This window comes from Lentibacillus sp. L22 (assembly GCF_040812445.1).
Classification (GTDB): domain Bacteria; phylum Bacillota; class Bacilli; order Bacillales; family Amphibacillaceae; genus Lentibacillus_C; species Lentibacillus_C daqui.
Window position 1 is genome coordinate 1 of sequence record NZ_JBFNXI010000032.1, and the last position, 20,008, is coordinate 20,008.

20 protein-coding genes and 1 riboswitch are annotated in these 20,008 nt (G+C 40.4%); of the genes, 8 read left to right on the forward strand and 12 right to left on the reverse strand.

What is annotated here, in order from left to right; genetic code table 11:
* The first annotated feature begins 212 nt into the window (after positions 1 to 212).
* On the forward strand, positions 213 to 659 hold the full coding sequence (locus ABRT01_RS13035) for a YaiI/YqxD family protein (RefSeq protein WP_269412429.1): 447 nt from the start codon (positions 213 to 215) through the stop codon (positions 657 to 659).
* 231 nt (positions 660 to 890) lie between these two features.
* Here the strand turns inward: ABRT01_RS13035 and ABRT01_RS13040 are convergent, their stop codons facing one another.
* The gene (locus ABRT01_RS13040; RefSeq protein WP_269411050.1) at positions 891 to 2,303 is read right to left on the reverse strand and encodes a glycoside hydrolase family 18 protein; all 1,413 of its coding nucleotides are present in this window, start codon (positions 2,301 to 2,303) and stop codon (positions 891 to 893) included.
* A gap of 663 nt (positions 2,304 to 2,966) precedes the next feature.
* Between ABRT01_RS13040 and ABRT01_RS13045 the strand changes: the two genes are divergently transcribed.
* Positions 2,967 to 3,428, forward strand: a complete 462-nt coding sequence (locus ABRT01_RS13045; RefSeq protein WP_269411049.1) for a helix-turn-helix domain-containing protein — start codon at positions 2,967 to 2,969, stop codon at positions 3,426 to 3,428.
* A gap of 192 nt (positions 3,429 to 3,620) precedes the next feature.
* On the opposite strand, the gene htpX is transcribed toward ABRT01_RS13045, so the two are convergent.
* Both htpX and ABRT01_RS13055 read right to left on the reverse strand, forming a co-directional pair.
* On the reverse strand, positions 3,621 to 4,508 hold the full coding sequence (gene htpX, locus ABRT01_RS13050; RefSeq protein WP_269411048.1) for a zinc metalloprotease HtpX: 888 nt from the start codon (positions 4,506 to 4,508) through the stop codon (positions 3,621 to 3,623).
* A 12-nt stretch (positions 4,509 to 4,520) separates the two neighbouring features.
* Positions 4,521 to 5,069, reverse strand: a complete 549-nt coding sequence (locus tag ABRT01_RS13055) for a LemA family protein (RefSeq protein ID WP_269412428.1) — start codon at positions 5,067 to 5,069, stop codon at positions 4,521 to 4,523.
* Positions 5,070 to 5,305: 236 nt separating this feature from the next.
* On the opposite strand from ABRT01_RS13055, the gene ABRT01_RS13060 reads away from it, so the two are divergent.
* The 3 genes from ABRT01_RS13060 to ABRT01_RS13070 all read left to right on the forward strand — a co-directional run bounded on the left by ABRT01_RS13060 (position 5,306) and on the right by ABRT01_RS13070 (position 8,781).
* Complete coding sequence (locus ABRT01_RS13060; RefSeq protein ID WP_269411047.1) at positions 5,306 to 6,895, forward strand: catalase; 1,590 nt, start codon at positions 5,306 to 5,308, stop codon at positions 6,893 to 6,895.
* A gap of 100 nt (positions 6,896 to 6,995) precedes the next feature.
* Positions 6,996 to 7,763, forward strand: a complete 768-nt coding sequence (locus tag ABRT01_RS13065) for a DUF3891 family protein (RefSeq protein ID WP_269411046.1) — start codon at positions 6,996 to 6,998, stop codon at positions 7,761 to 7,763.
* A gap of 265 nt (positions 7,764 to 8,028) precedes the next feature.
* Entirely contained in the window at positions 8,029 to 8,781 is a 753-nt protein-coding gene (locus ABRT01_RS13070; RefSeq protein WP_269411045.1) for a TerC family protein, read from the forward strand.
* A 211-nt stretch (positions 8,782 to 8,992) separates the two neighbouring features.
* Here ABRT01_RS13070 and ABRT01_RS13075 read toward each other — a convergent pair whose 3' ends face one another.
* Positions 8,993 to 9,589 (reverse strand): lysophospholipid acyltransferase family protein, encoded by a 597-nt coding sequence (locus ABRT01_RS13075; RefSeq protein WP_269411044.1) that lies wholly within the window; start codon positions 9,587 to 9,589, stop codon positions 8,993 to 8,995.
* A 118-nt stretch (positions 9,590 to 9,707) separates the two neighbouring features.
* Positions 9,708 to 9,752, forward strand: a riboswitch (PreQ1 riboswitch).
* Positions 9,753 to 9,758: 6 nt separating this feature from the next.
* Between ABRT01_RS13075 and ABRT01_RS13080 the strand changes: the two genes are divergently transcribed.
* The gene (locus tag ABRT01_RS13080; RefSeq protein WP_269411043.1) at positions 9,759 to 10,250 is read left to right on the forward strand and encodes a QueT transporter family protein; all 492 of its coding nucleotides are present in this window, start codon (positions 9,759 to 9,761) and stop codon (positions 10,248 to 10,250) included.
* Between the two features lie 83 nt (positions 10,251 to 10,333).
* On the opposite strand, the gene ABRT01_RS13085 is transcribed toward ABRT01_RS13080, so the two are convergent.
* From ABRT01_RS13085 to ABRT01_RS13105, 5 genes are all read right to left on the reverse strand, one after another.
* The gene (locus ABRT01_RS13085) at positions 10,334 to 11,257 is read right to left on the reverse strand and encodes a S66 peptidase family protein (RefSeq protein ID WP_269411042.1); all 924 of its coding nucleotides are present in this window, start codon (positions 11,255 to 11,257) and stop codon (positions 10,334 to 10,336) included.
* Positions 11,258 to 11,692: 435 nt separating this feature from the next.
* Positions 11,693 to 12,616, reverse strand: a complete 924-nt coding sequence (locus tag ABRT01_RS13090) for a DUF4097 family beta strand repeat-containing protein (protein ID WP_269411041.1) — start codon at positions 12,614 to 12,616, stop codon at positions 11,693 to 11,695.
* The gene (locus ABRT01_RS13095) at positions 12,609 to 13,169 is read right to left on the reverse strand and encodes an HAAS signaling domain-containing protein (protein WP_269411040.1); all 561 of its coding nucleotides are present in this window, start codon (positions 13,167 to 13,169) and stop codon (positions 12,609 to 12,611) included. Before ABRT01_RS13095 ends, ABRT01_RS13090 begins: the two co-directional genes overlap by 8 nt.
* Positions 13,162 to 13,485, reverse strand: a complete 324-nt coding sequence (locus ABRT01_RS13100; RefSeq protein ID WP_269411039.1) for a PadR family transcriptional regulator — start codon at positions 13,483 to 13,485, stop codon at positions 13,162 to 13,164. Before ABRT01_RS13100 ends, ABRT01_RS13095 begins: the two co-directional genes overlap by 8 nt.
* Before the next feature lie 169 nt (positions 13,486 to 13,654).
* Positions 13,655 to 14,434, reverse strand: coding sequence for an arginase family protein (locus ABRT01_RS13105; RefSeq protein WP_269411038.1), 780 nt, complete (start codon positions 14,432 to 14,434; stop codon positions 13,655 to 13,657).
* A gap of 391 nt (positions 14,435 to 14,825) precedes the next feature.
* Between ABRT01_RS13105 and ABRT01_RS13110 the strand changes: the two genes are divergently transcribed.
* Both ABRT01_RS13110 and ABRT01_RS13115 read left to right on the forward strand, forming a co-directional pair.
* Positions 14,826 to 15,536: a phosphatase PAP2 family protein gene (locus ABRT01_RS13110; protein WP_269411037.1), complete on the forward strand. Its 711-nt coding sequence runs from the start codon at positions 14,826 to 14,828 to the stop codon at positions 15,534 to 15,536.
* Positions 15,537 to 15,856: 320 nt separating this feature from the next.
* Positions 15,857 to 16,480 carry a DUF3298 and DUF4163 domain-containing protein gene (locus ABRT01_RS13115; RefSeq protein WP_269411036.1) on the forward strand — a complete coding sequence of 208 codons (624 nt, stop codon included), beginning with the start codon at positions 15,857 to 15,859 and terminating at the stop codon, positions 16,478 to 16,480.
* Positions 16,481 to 16,642: 162 nt separating this feature from the next.
* Here ABRT01_RS13115 and ABRT01_RS13120 read toward each other — a convergent pair whose 3' ends face one another.
* From ABRT01_RS13120 to htpG, 3 genes are all read right to left on the reverse strand, one after another.
* Positions 16,643 to 17,263 carry a YpjP family protein gene (locus ABRT01_RS13120; protein WP_269411035.1) on the reverse strand — a complete coding sequence of 207 codons (621 nt, stop codon included), beginning with the start codon at positions 17,261 to 17,263 and terminating at the stop codon, positions 16,643 to 16,645.
* 125 nt (positions 17,264 to 17,388) lie between these two features.
* Positions 17,389 to 17,805: a transcriptional regulator Spx gene (spx, locus tag ABRT01_RS13125; RefSeq protein ID WP_269411034.1), complete on the reverse strand. Its 417-nt coding sequence runs from the start codon at positions 17,803 to 17,805 to the stop codon at positions 17,389 to 17,391.
* A 205-nt stretch (positions 17,806 to 18,010) separates the two neighbouring features.
* Positions 18,011 to 19,894, reverse strand: coding sequence for a molecular chaperone HtpG (htpG, locus tag ABRT01_RS13130; protein ID WP_367747720.1), 1,884 nt, complete (start codon positions 19,892 to 19,894; stop codon positions 18,011 to 18,013).
* Positions 19,895 to 20,008 lie beyond the last annotated feature (114 nt).

Genomic DNA, 20,008 nt, shown 5'->3' on the forward strand with positions numbered 1-20,008 from the left:
TCAGAAAACAAATCCCAATTCCGAGGATACTCTATTAATTTACACAAACTTATTGACAGTACCAAAATTTAAATAACTATTACTATCAGTATATATAATTATACATACACCAATCTAAAATACATTTCCATTGATTTAGTCAATTAAATAAATTACGTTAATAAGAAGGGGGGATAATGCCCTGTCTACTTTATCAAATCGGAGTGAAAACCATGAAAGTTTACGTTGATGCGGACGCCTGTCCCGTAAAAGATTCCATCATCTCCATTGCCAAAGACAACCAGATCCCCGTGGTTCTTGTAAAAAGCTTTGCACATTTTTCCAATAGTGAACCGCCACAAGGAGTAGAAACGGTCTATGTAGATTCCGGTGCTGATGCGGCTGATTACCGGATTATGCAGTTAGCAAAAAGCGGGGACATTATTGTTACCCAAGACTATGGACTGGCTTCGCTCGGACTAGCAAAAGGGTGTATTGTCCTTCATCACAAGGGGTTCGTCTATACGAATGAGAACATTGATCAACTCCTGCAAACACGTTATGTAAGTGCGATGGCCAGGAAAAGCGGCAAGCGGACAAAAGGACCGAAAGCATTGACAAAAGATGATGTGAACAAGTTCCAAGAACAGTTTAAAATGATCATTGAACAAAACAAATAAATCCTGTTAACAGCTGACGTCCCATTGCCTATCATATAACAAATAGACAAGAGTTTTCCGCTTCATTGTGGCTTTTATTTACCACTAATCAAACGTTTGATCAATAATTTTGATTAACCCTCTTTTAAGATTTTGCCATCAAAGTACACGACTATTTGTTAAAAGCTTCTTCTTAGCCAAAACACCCCTGTGCCATCAGCGATACAGGGATGTTCTATTTGCATCGTCCAATTAAAGTTTCCGCACTTTAAAATTATCTTGGAGTACTGGCCAGTTTTGCGGGAATCGGTTCCCTAATACCCAGTAGCTCCCACCTCTTAGCCCATATTCCTTCATTACATCGTATTTTGCTTGCATACTGCGGGCATCCTCGAACCATACTTCATGTTGCTGTCCAGATTCATCCGTATAGCGGAAAAATGGTGATTGATAGGTTGTATTATACTCAATCGCAGCACCATATTGGGCAGCTAGTTGAACAGCTTCATATGGACTGACCGTTCGGGCAATTGTACCTTGTTGCCACGGGATTTTCCAATCACGACCGTATAACGGCATTCCCATCATAATTTTATCACGTGGAATGACCGTTACCGCGTAATCCAATACGTTACGTACCATGTTAATTGGCGCAATAGCCCATGGTTCGCCACCAGCCCATCCCCATTCATAGGTCATCAGGATAACGAAATCGACAACCTTTCCATGTGCACCATAATCATGGGCTTCATAAAGCAACCCTTGCTGTTCACTACTAACTTTTGGTGCTAAAGCCGTTGATACAAGCAAGCCTTCTGGATGGAGTCTGGCAACCACCCGCTGCAAAAATGCCGTATAGTTATCTCTATCCTCTGGGTAAACATATTCAAAATCAAAATTCACCCCGGAATATCCTTTCTGTTGCATCATTTCAAGAAGATTGGTGATTAAGGTTTCCTGCAGGTTCGGATTTCGTAAAATGGTTGCAGCTAAATCGGAATCAAAGTTCCCTCCCGAAAAATTAGTCACTATGATCAATGGTGCCACTTGACGGGATTTAGCTGCCTGTAATAGTCCGGTCTCCTGCATATTTGTTAATGTCCCATCCGCTTTTATGCTATACCTAAATGGTGAGAGATAAGTGAAATTTCTCCCCAGGGTAAGAACCTCATCCCTTCCTTGATCGTTTATTTGGGTAATGTACGCATTGATTTCCGTAGTTGGCCTCGCACCAACCGGAATTCGCAATGTTTGCCCGGGATATAATACGGTAGAAGATGTTAATTGATTAGCCTGAAAAAGCTGGTTGAGGTTAACTCCATAGCGATTAGCGATCGACCATAGTGAATCTCCTGATTGAATTACATAGGAAAAATACGGCATGATAAGCATTTCGCCAACATAAAGTTGTGATGGATCTGAGATATTATTAGCCACTGCCAGATCCTGAACATTTACCCCGTATTGATTGGCAATTCGCCATAACCAATCACCTGGTTGGACAACATATTCACGATAAGGAATGGGAATAACCAATGTTTGCCCGATTACCAAGGTGTCCGGGTTCGTGATCTGGTTAACTAATATGATTTGATTTAGGTCCGATCCATAATTTCGTGCTATCTGCGACAATGTTTCCCCCCGTTTTACAACATATATTTGCATCTTCTTTCCTCCAATTTTCATTTCTATATTCATGCTATTCACGGGATATCTGTCCTGTTCACGCTCCCCCAACAAATCATAGTCCAGTTTTAGAATTGAAATCTATCGGGGATTCTTCATGTTTTATTGATGAACGATATTATGGTTTGACCGGAAATATTAACGGATTGTGATAAAAATATTGACGATCTTTGGAAAATATCATGGAATATGATCAATATTTCCCGGGAAATGTCGATACCGATTAACCCTCAATAAAGGAAACACCGTACTAATCCCGACCTGTATCTCCATGTCTCATAAAAGTCAACTGTCCTAGACGAGAATATAACCGTGCTACGTTTTTAACAAAGATACGATTAAGGTTTATAAAAAAGTTGCGAAACCTTATCCCATTTAAATATGCTTTGCCTTAAGGGATTTCTTGTGGTAAAAGTAATATAATATCGAAATCGGAGCAGATTGCTTGATAAAAACTGAAACCTTAGCATAGGGATTAACATTAAAAATATTTTGGACTGTAATACGAGACTATAGTTGATTATCTGAAAGACAAGGGTTTTAACCTCGAAACAATAGGTTGCACCTTGATGCGCTTATAACTATCTTTACTACATCTATCCACTTGATCAATAATGGAAAATAAGGAAAGGGATGATTAACATGATTTTTGGTGAACGATTGAAAAAGGAACGAGAAAAAAGAGGATGGTCACAAACCGCTCTCTCCGAAAAAATCCATGTTAGTCGTCAATCAGTTTCAAAATGGGAAACTGGTAAGAACTATCCCAGTATCGAAGTGATCATTGATTTGAGTGATTTATTCGGTATTACGATAGATGAATTGTTGAGGAGTGATGAGGAATTGAAAGAAAAAGTAATTCGCGATAGTAAGCAGCTGGCGCATCCGAAATGGAAAACATTTTTTGATAGTTTGTTTTTATTAGGTGCATTCTTGTTATTGGTAAAGCTAATTATTTTTGGCTTAAATCACCTTATGGATACAGATATTATGGCCTTGGAGGGAAAGTTACTAAAAATCATAGCTAATTTCTTACCATTAGCTATGATGGTAATTGGTGGTATTGGTTCAGATGAATTAAAAGATAAATATGTTGTTGATTAATTAAACAAATGAAGCATTAAAGCCTCCCTTTTTGATTTGAGACAACTTGAGCAATCAGACGCACGTTTGTATGGTGCTTTGCGGGTTAAGAAAGTCTGAAATCTGATGCTGTATTCAGCTCATGTTAGAAAAAGCCCCGTCCGGCTCCAGCAACACAAAGATCCCTGTCCAAAAACAGGGATCTTTTGCTTATCACATATTTTGTAATCGTTCAATACGACTCTCCATTGGCGGATGTGTGGCCAATAAACTGGCTCGTTTTTTGCGTTTATTACCTAGTGGACGTGCAATATACATGGAGGCTGTAGCATCTTTGGCATTTTTCACATCACGAGGATCCCGGCTGATTTTCTGCAGTGCGTGAATTAGCCCCGTTGGATTACGGGTTAATTCAACTGCAGAGGCATCGGCCAAGTATTCCCTATTTCTGGAAACTGCCAACTGGACAAATTGTGCTGCGATCGGTGACAGAATAACAAACACAAGGGCAATAATCATTAGGATCGGATTGGATTTCCTATTGTCATTTCGTCTGCCTCCGCCGAAAAGCATCATCCGTGACCCAAAATTAGCAATTAATGCGATAACTCCAACTAAAGCGATACAGATGGTCATCAGCCGAATATCGTAATTACGAATATGCGAGATTTCGTGTGCAGCAACACCGGACAATTCCTCCCGATTTAATTGGTCCAGTAAACCCGTCGTAAAGGCCACGGCACCCTTTTCCGGTTTGATCCCTGTCGCAAATGCGTTCGGCGCCGGATCATTGACAATATACACTTTGGGCATCGGGATCCTTGCTGCCAATGATAATTCTTCCACCACATCAAACAATTGTGGATTATCCTCTTGCTTTATTTCGGTTGCACCGGACATTGCCAAAACCTGTGATGTTGCCGACATGTACGTAATTGGCACATAAAACGCGAGAATAATGGCTGCAATGAGTAGCCCGGACCAAAAATCGTTGTTAGCCAAGTACCCTATGGCCCAACCAATCGCCAGTACTAGCACACTAAACAATAGAATGAGCAGAATCGTCTTACGTTTGTTCTGTAAAATTTGTTTATAAAGCATCTTTTCCCCTCACTAAAAAGTTACATTAGGTACTTCACGATCCGCTTCCGGAATGGATAATAACTCTTCCCGGCGAAAATTAAACATACCAGCTAATATATTGGTTGGGAAAGATTCCCGCTTAATATTATAATCAGCAACTGTCTTATTATATAATTGTCTTGAATAAGCGACTTTGTTCTCTGTCGTTGTGAGTTCCTCCTGGAGGTTCAGGAAATTTTGATTGGCCTTTAAATCCGGATAGGACTCTGATAAAGCAAAAATCGATTTTAAAGCACCCTGGATTTGATTATCTGCCTCAATTCGCTCCTGTGGTGTACCATTGACCAATTGACTGCGCGCCTGCACAACTTTCTCCAAGGTCTCTTTCTCATGCTTGGCATATCCTTTGACTGTATTGACAAGATTAGGGATCAGATCATGACGGCGTTTCAATTGCACATCAATTTGACTCCACGCTTCTTGTATCCAATTTCGATATTTGACTAAACCATTATAGGACACAATGGTAAAGAGAATAATAATCACTACAATAGCAATGATAATAATGGTTGCTACCACTTTTTTCATCCTTTCTCCGTTCATTATTTTTTCTGCCCATTCGTGTTCATTACCCAAAAAACATGGTGCAGAAACTTTCCACGCTGATATTTTATAACCTTACGTAAAAGTATATGCTTATCATTATTATTATACCATAGATACGATGGACGTTTAATCAGATTAAATGGATTATTTTCCGTCGAGTTGGACAGTGTAAGGTTGAAGCGTCATTAAAAGAGAAAAGGATGGTAACAATGTCAGACGATCAACATCAAACAAATTTGGAAACAGAAGATACATTAACCAATCGACAGGGTCATCCCGTTACGAATAACCAAAACATACGGACAGTTGGAAACCGGGGTCCTGCCACATTGGAGAACTATGATTTCATCGAGAAAATCAGCCATTTTGACAGGGAAAAGGTTCCGGAACGTGTTGTCCATGCACGTGGAGCCGGAGCGCACGGCTACTTTGAATCCTATGGAACGGTTGGTAATGAACCCGTTTCTACCTACACAAGGGCGAAGGTGTTTCAGGAAAAAGGAAAAAAGACCCCTGTTTTCGTCCGTTTTTCCACGGTAGTGCATGGCGTACATTCGCCGGAAACTCTACGTGATCCACGGGGGTTTGCTGTTAAATTCTACACGGAAGATGGCAATTGGGATTTAGTTGGTAATAACCTAAAGATCTTCTTTATTCGTGACGCCATGAAATTTCCCGATATGATCCACGCCTTCAGACCGGATCCGGTATCGAACATTCCCGATAGCCAACGTTTTTTTGACTTCTGTGCGAATTCTCCGGAAAGCTTTCATATGGTTACCTTTATGTATTCACCTTGGGGTATCCCGGCTAACTATCGGATGATGCAAGGATCAGGTGTCAATACGTATAAATGGGTGAACCATGACGGTAAGGCCGTTCTGGTAAAATACCATTGGGAACCGCAACAAGGGATTAAAAACCTGACAGTAAAAGAAGCAAACGAAATTCAAGCAACCAATTTCAGTCATGCGACACAGGATTTGTATGATGCCATTGAACGTGGTGACTATCCGGAATGGGAGCTTTTCGTGCAAATTATGGAAGATGGCCCACATAACGAATTGGATTTCGACCCTCTTGATGACACCAAACTATGGCCAGAGGATCAATTCCCATGGCTTCCGGTTGGCAAGATGGTGTTAAATAAAAACCCGGAAAATTTTCATAACGAGGTAGAACAATCCGCATTTGGCACAGGAGTAATTGTAGACGGTCTTGATTTTTCCGATGATAAAATGCTGCAGGGCAGAACATTCTCCTATTCTGATACACAGCGTCATCGTGTCGGAGCCAATTATTTGCAGTTACCGATCAATGCGGCGAATAAACGGGTTGCAACCAATCAAGAAGGCGGGCAATTGCGATTTGAAACCGACCGCGGATCCAGTCAAAATCCTCACACTAACTATGAGCCAAGCATTTTGGGAGGGTTACAGGAAGCGGAACAAACCGGCAAAGAATATACACCAAAGGTTGAAGGTAACCTTGTACGCGAATCCATTGAACGAACGAGTAATACCAAGCAAGCAGGTGAAACATATCGTCGTTTTGAGGATTGGGAGAGAGACGAATTAATTTCCAATCTTGTCGGGGATCTTTCCGAATGCGACAAACGTATTCAAGATAAAATGATCGCACTTGCTGAGGAAGCTGATGAGGAGTATGGCCGCCGCCTAAAAGAAGGACTGAAGCATGCCAAAAGTAATGGAACAAGTCAAAATCCAATTGGTAACAAAGACAGTGAAAAGGCACCAAAACAAGCTGTCGATAAAAGTCATCATGCAAAGCCTTATTAAGGATACTTGATTCTGCATACCATGGTCACCCTGCTTGTAAAAGGAGAATGGCGCATGATAATCTAAAGAAAACCTCCATGCAAAGAAAGGGTGACCGCTTGTGATTGTACGGGAACATGAAAATGAGTATATCATGATCGAACAGGATAACCATGCTCATATATCAGGTGAATTGGCAGCCGCCTGGAAGGATACTTTATTTGCCGGGAATGATCTTCGGAAGTCGGTGGAATATGCAGTCTCAAATCATGATCTTGGCTGGAGACCGTTTGACAAACAGCCATTTTGGAATGATCAACAACATATGCCTTATACCTTTATTGACTTTCCTGTTCTCGCAAAAACAGTTTTGTACAAATATGGAATCGATGAAGTTGCTTCCCGGGATACATATGCGAGCCTGTTATGCAGCCGGCATTATACCCGTTTTCTTGTTCATCATGAATCACCAGAAGCGCAACAATTTGTACAGCAGGAAAAAGATCGGCAACAACGAATCATGGAATCGTTTGCAGCGTTCGACCAGGATAACTATGATTATCATTACGCTCTGCTTCAGTTTTTCGACAACGTCTCCCTATATATTTGTTTAAATGACCCAGGTGTAGCCAAACAGGATGAACATCGATTTTTCAAAAGCGGAATACCTGTTTCTGATGCCTTTACCTTTTTTAAGCAAGATAAAGCATGGATCGAATGGCGAAATGATCAAACCATCCAAATGGAATGTTTCCCTTTTGATGGGCAGGTTGATCTTACGTTAAAACAAAAAGTAATTACCAAAGAGACTATTGCCAAGAAAGGTTTATTGAACAGCTATCAGGATGCACCATACGAGCGGCAAGAGATCCATCTGATTGGAAGGTAATGCGTTTTTGTTGTTTTTTACTACACTAATTTTGGTAAAATATTGACAAATAACGAACATTATGATTAAATAAAGATAGATTTCAAAGGGGAGTAGCTTTCTCAGTAAAGTCGTCATTACAGAGTATAACTCTCGGCTTTTCTGGCAACCTCCAGCGTTGTTGGCGAGACCTTTGCCTATGTGGGTAAAGGTCTCGCCTTGTTAAAATAGAGGCCTTGCCACATAGTGGTGAAGCCTCTATTTTATTTTTGAAAGGAGTATTCATTTGGACACATTGTGGCTTGAATATGGTTGGACATTACTTATTTTAATCGGCCTGGAAGGGATATTATCAGCTGACAACGCCCTTGTGCTGGCGGTAATAGCAAAACATCTGCCAGACAATCAAAAAGATAGAGCAATTAACTATGGCATTATAGGTGCCTTTATTTTTCGCTTTTCCGCTTTGTTCGTCATCTCATTTCTAGTAAATGTTTGGCAAGTCCAAGCATTGGGAGCCATATACTTGATTTATCTTGGAATTAATAATGTCATTAGCAACTATTCTGGGTCAACCAAAAAAAAGAAGGCTTCTTTCGTAAATGGTTTTTGGTCCACTGTAGGTAAAATCGGTATTGCGGATCTCGCCTTTGCGATTGATTCCATACTTGCTGCAGTTGCATTGGCAATGACACTGCCGGACACCCCGTTACCGCAATTTGGCGGCATGGATGGCGGAAAATTTGCCATCGTAATTATTGCCGGAATTGCAGGTTTAGTATTAATCAAATTTGCTGCAAATTGGTTTGTAACCTTGCTAGACAAGCGGCCTGGCCTGGAAACAGCGGCATATCTGATTGTTGGCTGGGTCGGAGTTAAACTAGCGATTATTACACTGGCACATCCCGGTGTCAATATAATACCTGAAGATTTTCCCCATAGCATAGAATGGAAAATTATCTTCTGGGGATTTCTGATTGCCATTGCGGTATTTGGCTGGATATGGTCAGGACGCAAAGCGGATAGTAAACGTATTTAACATGCGGTGATGGGCCAGTATATTTGGAGAGGGGCTGTTGAATCGATCTGATTGCGCAGTTTATCAACCAGACTGCACGATTTATCGACCAAGTTAGCAAGGTAATCAACCGGATTGTGTAGTTTATCAACCAAACTACATGAACTATCGACCTGGCAACTAAAAATATCAACCTCACTTTGCCGGTAGCGTATCAACCTGGCAGTGGGGTTTATTGTTTTGCAAGTAGTTCTTTCCGCAAACTGCTAAATTCCTCATTCAGTTCCTTCAACATTAGTTCCAGCGCTTCCTTTTTTGGTAACTCCTTGGATAATACAATAGGATCACCAAAAATAAGTTGAGGTTTCTTCCGTTTAAACAAATCTTTGAAGTTGTTGGGGCCAACATAAGCAGCAGGTACAATTGGAGCCTTGGCGTAACTTGCGATAGTGACCGCTCCCCTTTTTAAAGGTACCTCTTCACTCGTTCTCATACCGCTTGGAAATATGCCAACCACTTTCCCATCTGCAATCAGTCTGCGTGGAATTTTAATCGAACTTGGACCTGGATTTTCCCGATCAACCGGAAAGGCATTTAAACTCCGCATTAGTCGGCGGATCAGACCTTGTTCAAACAGCTCTTTTTTTGCCATGTAATGGATCTTCGTTGGCAAAACGGCCAGACCAAGCCAGAGTATATCCACCCAGCCAGTATGCGTGCATGCAATAATATAACCTTCTTTTTGAGGCAATTTCTCTTTATGATAGACTTTCACCCTGCCAAACAGGCTTAAAATGATGTTTAGGACTGAAGCAGCAAAATGATACATACTGTTCCCCTCTCTTATATTCCTTAGTCTTTTTATTTTATCATATAGTGTTAATACCTGGTACTAAATTTGATTTTTCCTCTAAAAGACTTATAATGTAATAGTTTGAGGATTTACTAAACACGTGGTTCGCGACCATCCCACGTTAAAAAACTAAGGAGTGAAACAAATGAATATCAAAACCCTTGTTGTGAATGCGGTGATTGCGGCGCTGTATGTTGCCGTTTCATTGGTATTATTAATTTTCCCACCGCTTGCCTATTCGAATATCCAATTTCGAATCCCGGAAATCTTTAATCATCTGGTGGTTTTCAACAAAAAATATTTTGCCGGGATTGTAGTAGGCGTTTTTTTAACCAATATCTTCTCTGTAACCGGAACGATGGATTTATTGTTTGGGGTAGGGCATTCCGCATTGTCGTTGGGGATCACAATTTTGCTCGGGAGGTACATTAAAAATCAGGTTACACTCATGGTGATGAACACACTTGTCTTCACCTTCAACATGTTCATCATTGCTTTTGAATTGTACTTGGTGTTGCACCTTCCATTCCTGTTATCCTGGTTAACAACAGCTGCCGGCGAATTAGTCATCATGGCAATCGGCATCCCAATTATGTATGCATTAAATAAAAAAGTACACTTTAGTAACCTAATATAATCGGGACAGAGGGACAGGCACCTTGTTCCACCATTTTTTTACATGGAAATATGTGGTGGGACAGAAGAACCGTCCCTCTGACCCTAACTGACTGTCGGTTCTATCACTGTCAATGTATTATTTTCTGTATCCAGATTAACAGTCGCTCCAATTGGTATGGCTGCTTTATAGGTCCCATGTGCAGTTGCGACATTGGTCATCAGCGGCTTTCCCATTGGGACAAGAAATGCATTAATTAAATCTTCATACGTTGTTCCATACGCAATCGGACAATCGGTGCATTCCCCCATGACAATCCCAATACAATCATCAAATTTTCCAGCTAATTTAAGGTGATTCATATACCGGTAAACTGTATTTATCGGCGCATGGGTTTCTTCCAATAATAGAATTTTCCCCTTTGTATCAATTTCAAAAGGGGTGCCAAGTGTACCGGTAAATGAGGTCAGATTTCCGCCAACAATCGGGCCGGTGACATTTCCTCCAACCCTGCTAATTTGTGGCATGAACGACGGATTTTGAATTTGCCGTTGCATGGTGCGTACCGATGTCGCAGCGAAAAATTGATCGTAATTGTAGCCTGGTGTACTAGTAGTGAAGTCAAGCAGCAAAAGGCTTTGGAATGTAACTAAGTTTGCATACTGGGCCAAAACATTTAAGAGTACCGTAATATCACTATAACCGGTGAGGATTTTCGGATGACTTTGAATGAAATCAAAATCAAGATGTGGGAGGATGCCTGCAACGCCAACGCCGCCTCGTGTAGGCAAAATCAATTTGACCTGATCATTGGCAAACATGCGCATCAAATCAGATGCACGCTCTTCATCAGTACCGGCGAGGAAGCCATCTTGGGCGTAGGTATGGTCACCTAACACCACTTGGAAGCCAAGACTTCTTACTGTTTCTATACGATTGTTAATCTCGTTGTCAGGAAGCGGACTACCCAATGTGACAATGCCAATCGTATCTCCTGGTTGCAATATAGGCGGTTTGATCGTCGCCACAAAGACACCTCCCTACAGATAAAGTGAAACTCCAATCAGTGGGGGTTTACTTTATCCACCACTGATTGTTAGTCCCGTTCTACTGTCGCTAATATCCTCGCTTGGACGCAGATAAAGCGACACTACGAACCCAATTGGTGGCAATAACCTCTGCTAATGCATCGGTAAGTTGCCATTGTATCTCACTAATCAGGAATTTACCCCCAACTTTTCCTGCTTGGATTACCCTTAAGTCTTGAAGTAGGGGATTACTGCCAGTTAATGCGTAACAAAATTATCGGTCAATTGTACCATATTCACTGACGGTCGATTGTGTGAATGGCAGAAACCTTTCCGTTTTTGTCATGGTATGATGAAAATTTGGAATCTCTTTTTAGACTGGTAAAAATAAAAACGGGAATGAACCTTTACCAAAAGGCCCTCCCGTTTTTATTGTTATTTATTGCCCTTCGTTACGGTAATCCCACCATTATCCGTCTTTAACTCCACGACATGATCTCCATTTCCAATCACCGTGCTGCCGCTATATTTGCCTAATACATTAACCTTGCCATTATCAGTGTTGGCAATAATTGTTGTATTGGTTGGGTTGGTTTTTGTTTGGACCTCGATTTTACCATTGCCGGATTGCAATTTAATAGACTTATTCAATTGATCTGTTACCAGTGAAATCCTCCCGTTATCGGTGTACCCGATAATTGCTGCATCTACCCCATCCATCATCAACTTTCCGTTACCTGTTCTTGCCTTAACACTCGAACCGGTCACCTGCCGTAATTCAACCTTGCCATTATCGGATTGTACATCTACCTTATCCATCCGCAAATTCTTCCCATTAATTCGGCCGTTATCCGTTTCAGCTATCAAAGCCGAGCCAGCTAAATCATTCATATTTATGCGGCCATTAGATGTTATTGCATTCATTTCCTTTGATTGTATGTGATTTATATTTATTCCGCCATTCCCGGTTGAAACGTCCAATGATGCATATTGTTTCTGCGGTATATAGACGGTTAATGTTACCGATGGCGATAAGAAATCAAAGTTAAACAGTTTATGCCGATTATTCTTTAATTTCACCGACAGTTTTTCATTTTTTACATGAGCTGCGAATTGATAATTGCGATTTTTGTATTGCTTGCCGTTTAATGTAACCTTAGACGTTTTATCATCGGTCGGAATAATTTTTACCGTTGCATTATCTGTTTGCACATTCAATGACGTAAAGGTACCTTCGATCGGTTGTTCTTCTGTAATTGATTCTTTCTGATAGGCAGATTGAAAGGTGAAAAACGATCCAATTGTGCCAATAACCAAAAGGGCAATTCCGAGAATAGCTAATCGTTTTGTCTTACTCATTTTTCAACCCACCCTTCACCAATGAACTATTGAATTTCAAATAATGGATAAAACCACGCGTCAAGTAAATCGTCAAATAATACATCCCAATAGCAATAAACAGCCCCAACCCACATAACATAATCGAGAAAAATAAATCAAAGAATGCAAATGTTCCCGGATAAAGAACAGCATCCATGAGTACCAGCAGTGGAGACAAGATAAATGACAACCCAACAACCCATCCGGCAAAGACCACGGCAACCAAACCGATAAATGGTCCAAGTACAATAATTAAATTGAAAAATCCTAAACCAATTGCCGCCCAGACAGCCCGAATCACATTTCCGGCTGTGACGTTCGTCTCCGCTTTTTCCAAATGGTACATCGCGAGCATTTCTTTGGCAATTTTATTTGGAGAGCCAAGGGCATCCGCTATTGCTTCTTCTGACTTCCCATCCGCTTTACCGATTGCAAAATGCTCCCGGTAATCCTGTAAAATATCCTCCCGTTCCTGTGCCGACAGTTTAGATAAAGCAGTATTTAATTGATCCAAAAATTGCTTTTCAGTCATTCCTGTCACCTTCCTCAATCAATTCATTAACAGCATTTGTAAATTCTCTCCACTCTTTCATTTGCTCACGGAGGTAGTCCTTCCCCTTGGTCGTCAGTCTGTAATATTTACGTGACGGGCCCTCGGAAGATTCCTGTAAATACGTTGTAAAATATTTTTCCTTCGTTAACCGTCGAAGCAGTGGGTAAATGGACCCTTCTGATATTTCAATTTTATCGGAGATCCGCTGCACCAACTCATACCCGTAACAATCCTTCTTTTCCAATAACACGAGTACGCATATTTCCAAAATCCCTTTTTTAAATTGCACATTCATTGCTTTTCCCTCTTTTCAGTACCTTGCAATAAACAGTACTTGTTAATGAATAATGTAACATATAGTACTGTTTATCGCAAGATAGTGAGAGAGAAATATTTTTAAACCCATTTAGATCCGGTATCTAACTGCTCCATTTATTTCATTAAGAAAGGCCGTATTGGGAACTCTAGGCCTTCCCGCATACGGTCTCGTTCAGATGTTTAACAATGAATCGGTTCGCATCACTATTCTTTTTTACTGCTTCCTTTGTGCCCCGCTTATATGCATTGCCCGGCGTAACCGGGTATTCACCGCATATGTCTACACCCAATACTTCCTTTGGCTGCGTTATTGCATCAACTATTTCCATAAGCCGGCACAGCCTTAATGTACCGTGGTCCCAAGCTGTAACGGCATCAATCGGATCAAGGACATCCTTATCAATACTTATATAAATTTCGGTCGTTGTCATCTCTTCTATGATGGAATGGATCAATGTTGCATTGTTTTGGTGAAGGGATTGCTCTGGAAATGCTATTACTTTTTCCGCAACAGTAGAAGGTACTTGTTTTATCCAGTCATCGTTTACCCCAATCAGGATGACTTTCTTCAGGAAAGGGAGTTTCATTAAGGAATCATACACCCAAGAACCGCATGAAATCAATGACTCGTTCGGACTTGGCAACATATCTGTGTGATGATCGAAAAGGACTAATGTGAAGGGTCTCTGGATTTGCGACAATAAGATATAGGAAACATAATGATAATTTCCGCTTCCCAAAAGTGTTATCGGATTTGTACGATGCTGTTTAAGTTTTTGTGAAATATGTGACAAAGCATGCTGATCACAAAATAAATTCGTCCCCGGCATTTCTTCCAGCTCAATTCTGTCACATTTTTCCGAGCGTAGAAATTGCTGTTGGTGGTAGGTTTGGTCAAAATCTAATATGGTAATTTGACGTTCCATGATTGTATGCTCCTGTTTTATAATTATCTATCTATTCGATTATTAACGAAACATGATATCACAGCAACAAAAATGCTCACATCTTAATAAACAATCGATATGTTTTCTTCCATTGGAAATATATCCGCAAACACCCTAATGCTACCGTCGAAAATTTACGTTAGGCAACGAATTTAATTTTGGGGATAACTAGTTTTGGGAATCAACCGCGAAAATCACTATCTTAGGTTGGATGGAAAAGGAAAAACGTGAAGAATCAGCCGTGAAGGAGAGAGAGGGTCTACCATTCTATCATTTAATTTTATTTAAATTGCATTCACCATTTGTAATCCAATAAAAAACTGGTACGATAGGATAAGACAATCTACTAGACGTGAAAGAGGGAATCATATTGAGAACGAGAGAGCGATCTGCCATCCCCTTTCTTATTATAGGGGCAATATTTTTAGTACTGTTTGGAATTGTTGCCTGGGGTGTTTACTATGAAAATGCCTGGGTTCATACCTTTGATTTAAACTGGATTAACCGCATCCAGGCTCATGTCGCGAATGGAACGACATCATTTATTAAGCTCATTACCGAACTGGGAAATGTCAGGCTCGTTATTGTCTTAACCGTTATTCTGGTTATCTTCCTGTTTATAAAACGTAGATATGCAGAAGGGCTTTGGCTGGGCGGAACCATCCTGCTATGTGCAGTAATTTGCACGAAACTTCTTAAGGCACTTGTGGATCGGGATCGCCCGCACTACTTGCAACTGATCACAAAAACCAATGAAAGTTTTCCAAGTGGACATGCGACTGCAACGACCATTTTTTACGGCTTATTGGGGTTGATCCTACTATTGACTGTCAAAAAGATGTGGACAAAATGGATAGTCGGCCTTGTCACATTAGTCTGGATTCTTTTTATTATGGTCACACGCATTTATTTAGGTGTTCATTATCCAACCGATGTGCTTGCTGGGTTTCTATTCGGAGCAGCATCTGTATTCCTTTCCGTTGGGGTATACCTGATTGCTGAGGAGCCACTGCGTCATTTACTGGCAAAGATGAAATTGCGGGATCAAAGCAACCCGCTTAAGCAACGAATGAGAGGTTAGCAAAAAGCGTCTGTGTTAATGTATACAGGCGCTTTTTTCTTGATTTCGATCAACTTTACGTCGTTGCTTACACGATTTTCCCGGCTACTCAAGGATATTTGCTCTCCACCCGATCGATTTCTCAAGCTGCTCGATCGTTTTTGTGTCCCGTACGATCGTTTTTCCCTGTTGCTCGATCGAATTTGTACTGCACCCTTTCAGCTTTCCAAATTTCTTACTCCTTAACAATACCTTCAGATGACTATTTCAAACCCAATCAAGGGACATTATCCCATTCCATGAATATACTATAGGAAAAACGCACAGAAAGGATGATCCCATTGGCCATACCAACATTACCCGTTTCCATTCAGACAATGGTCTTTCAACAACATGGTACGACTGTTCATTACCCGCAAGTATACGGTTTACAAAACCAAACAGCACAACAGCGGATGAACCAAACCATTACCCAATTAGTTCAATCACTGATCAACCAGCAATACCAGCAACAAGATGTCAATTCCTTTAACGAAATGATTGGCACCTATGAAATCAAAACAAATGAACGGGATGTGCTTAGTCTCGCACTTTCCAACTATGCTATTGCTTACTCCCACGCAAATGGATTAACCATCATGAAGTCATTGACATTTGATACCCAAACAGGCAAAAGCTACACGTTGAAGGAATTGTTTAAACCAAATAGTGATTATGTAACGATACTTTCCCAACTCGTTCAGGATCAAATCAGTGAACGGCAGATACAGCTTCTGGACACCTTTCCTGGAATCGCCCCAGACCAGGATTATTATATTGCTGACAAAGCATTGATTCTGTATTTTCAACTTATCGACATTACCCCACACTATTACGGTTTTCCCATTTTCCCCATCTCCGTTTATACGATTCAGGACATCATTGACGAAAATGGACCACTTGGGCGAATGGCAACCAATTCATAGAAAAGATTCTCATAGCGGGGTTATCCGCCTATATCCTTTTTTCCAAACTTTTTCGCATCCATGAATATATTCCTTAGCCACCATCCTTAATTGGATAAACGCGAGCTTTAATCTATATAAAAAAATACTGCTACATCAGCAAACTCTGATACAGCAGTATTTCTACGCCATCCATTTTGGCGGAATATTTTTATCCCAATATAATTCACCAATTTCGTGATGTGATTCAAAATTATCATTGCTTATATGATAATGGAATGTAAACCAATAACCTTCTTGTGGCCGGTTTTCCCGTCGCACATGAAATCGGGCCACATCCTGATTGGTTCGACAATCATACACATTAAAAATCTTTTCCCCAAAGCCTGACGATGGCTGTTCGGTAATTCCAAAATACGGAGCATCACCCTCGGCATCAGCGACAAGTGTTTGCAGAACAGACTCCATATTAGGCAGAATCGTCGTTACAAAATCATCTTCCACTTGTTCGGCAATCCGTGGACCCATTTTTGTGATCGTTTGTTGTTTTACCTTTTCCATCATACTGTGAAAAAACGGATCACTCGTGTCATCTTCATCGGAATCCGAGGTTTCCTCTTTACGTATGGTAGCTACTTCCGCTGTTTCTGTTTGCGGACCCAAAGCCGCCTCACGAATATCCGTTTTTGGGGAGACAGCCTCTTTATTTTCTTCGTTTGGATTCAAATGTGCAGGCGGGATATATATACCCAGGGTCATGACAGTGATTAAAATTGCTGCTATTTTCTTCATCCATAGCTTCACTTAGCATGTCCCCCTTCGATATGTAATCCCTTTAATTTTAGCATGTCCATAAAGCGCGCACAATTGAATGTTAAACTTTTTCACTAATTTGTAACCATTTTGATGATTATTTACAATCCATTAAATTATATTGATCCATCGGCCAAATTCAAGCGGTGTTTTTTCCACTGCAGCCATTGAAGTTTTCTTGTCTTTCTGGGAAGAAACTGACGGATCTCATCTTCGTGGTAACCAACTTGAAACCGTTTTTCATCAATGATGATCGGGCTCCTTAATAGTTTCGGATGTTCCTGAATGAGTTTGAGCAACTCTTGCAACGGTAGTAAATCCATATCCAAATCAAGTTCTTTATAAATTTTTGAACGGGTTGAAATGATTTCATCCGTACCTTCCACAGTTCTGCTTAGAATAAATTGCAGCTCCTGAATAGTCAACGGGTTTTTCATGATATTTTTCATTACAAATGGCACATCATATTTCTTCAGCCATTCTTTTGCTTGTCTAGTAGAAGAACAGGGTACTCCATAAATCATTACTGTCATTGTTTAACCTCTTTTTCCCAGCTGATTCCCGATAGCGGGTATACTGTTTCCACTTTTTCTACCATACTTCTATGATAAGTGACACAATGTCATTTGTCAATGTTTTTGTGACACAGTGTCACTCTTACAAAAAAGGAAGATCAATTTCCATCATCATCTGGTTGATCTTCCTTCTAACATGGTGCCATATATTATGAAGTGTTTGTCAGGAAACCATCACTTTACAAATATCATTCGTAAAATCAACTGGATCCTGAATTGGCAGGCCTTCAATTAACAACGCCTGGTTAAATAACAGCTTCGTATACAATTCCAGTTTTGTTTTATCGGCTTCCATCGCTTGCTGTAGTGTATCAAATACCTCATGGTTCACATTGATTTCCAGTACCTTGTCTGCCTTAATTTGCTGATTATCCGGCATAGCGTTGATGACTTTTTCCATTTCCAGCGATATTTCTCCTTCAGCCGACAGACATACCGGATGCGACTTCAAACGCTTGGATGCCCGGACATCTTTTACTTTATCTGCCAGAATGTCTTTCATGGCTGTAAACAGTTCTTGATTATCCTGTTGGGCTTGTTCGGTACTTTCTTCATCCTCATCCGATTCAATATCCAAATCACCACTGGACACCGACTTGAACTCTTTGTCCTGATAGTTCATGAGCATCTTAATGGCAAATTCATCAACTTCTTCAGTGAAAAAGAGAATTTCATATCCCTTGTCAGCAACCATTTCGGTTTGTGGCAATTTTTCAATGCGTTCAATCGATTCACCCGGCGCATAATAAATATACTTCTGATCTTCTTTCATACGGGAAACATATTCGGCTAATGTTACCAGTTTCTTTTCGGTCGATGAATAAAACATCAATAAATCTTGCAATGTTCCTTTATGTTGCCCAAAGTTGTTGTAGACACCGAATTTCAACTGTCTGCCAAACGCATCATAGAATTTTTCATATTTTTCCCGGTCATCTTTTTGCAGGCTTAGCAGTTGATTCTTGACTTTTTTGTTGATGTTTTTTGCAATAAGCTTCAACTGTCGGTCATGTTGCAACATTTCTCGGGAGATATTCAAGGACAAATCCTCCGAGTCGACCATACCTTTAACAAAGCTAAAATGATCCGGGACGAGATCTGCACATTTTTCCATAATTAATACACCATTGGAGTACAGTTCCAGTCCCTTTTCATACTCCTGGGAATAATAATCAAATGGTCTGGTTTCCGGAATATACAGGATCGCATTATAGCGGATAGTACCATCAACGTTTAGATGAATATGTTTTAATGGTTTATCAAAGCCATACCGTTTTTCCTGATAGAAGTTCTCGTAATCTTCATCGGTCAGCTCACTCTTATTCTTTTTCCAAATTGGCACCATGCTGTTAATCGTCTGTTCTTCCACATATTCTTCGTACTCATCTTCACTGTCCTCTTTTAGCTTGCTTTCGGTTACATCCATTTTAATTGGGTAACGGATGAAGTCAGAGTACTTTTTAATAATTTCTTTCAGGCGATGCTCTTCCAGAAATTCATCGTAATTCTCGTCATCAGTGTTTTCTTTAATTTTCAAGGTGATGGTTGTACCTATTTGATCTTTGTCAATTGGGGTAATTGTATAGCCTTCCGTTCCTTCTGATTCCCATTTATATGCTTCTTCACTGCCAAATGCCTTACTTTCGACCGTAACAACATCGGCAACCATAAAGGCAGCATAAAATCCGACACCGAATTGACCAATAATATCATAGCCATCCTTTATTTCGTTCGCGTTTTTAAAAGCCAATGATCCACTTTCGGCAATGGTACCCAGATTATTTTCAAGTTCTTCCTGGGTCATGCCGATACCGGTATCCATAACAGTCAGCGTTCTGTTTTCCTTATCTGCTGTTACCTTAATAAAATAATTTGACGGATCAAAGCTTAAGCTATCATCCGTTAAAGCCTTGTAATATATCTTATCAATCGCATCACTTGCATTGGAAATCAACTCGCGCAGGAAGACCTCACGTTGCGAATAGATGGAATTAATCATTAACTCCAAGAGCCGCTTTGATTCTGCCTTAAACTGTTTCTTTGCCATGACACTACTTCCTTTCCTGTTTATCGTCTATCCCCATTTTAGCACTCTCTAGCCATGAGTGCTAATCTATTATTTTAATATCATACAAACAATCTGTTGTCAATAAGTTCGGCG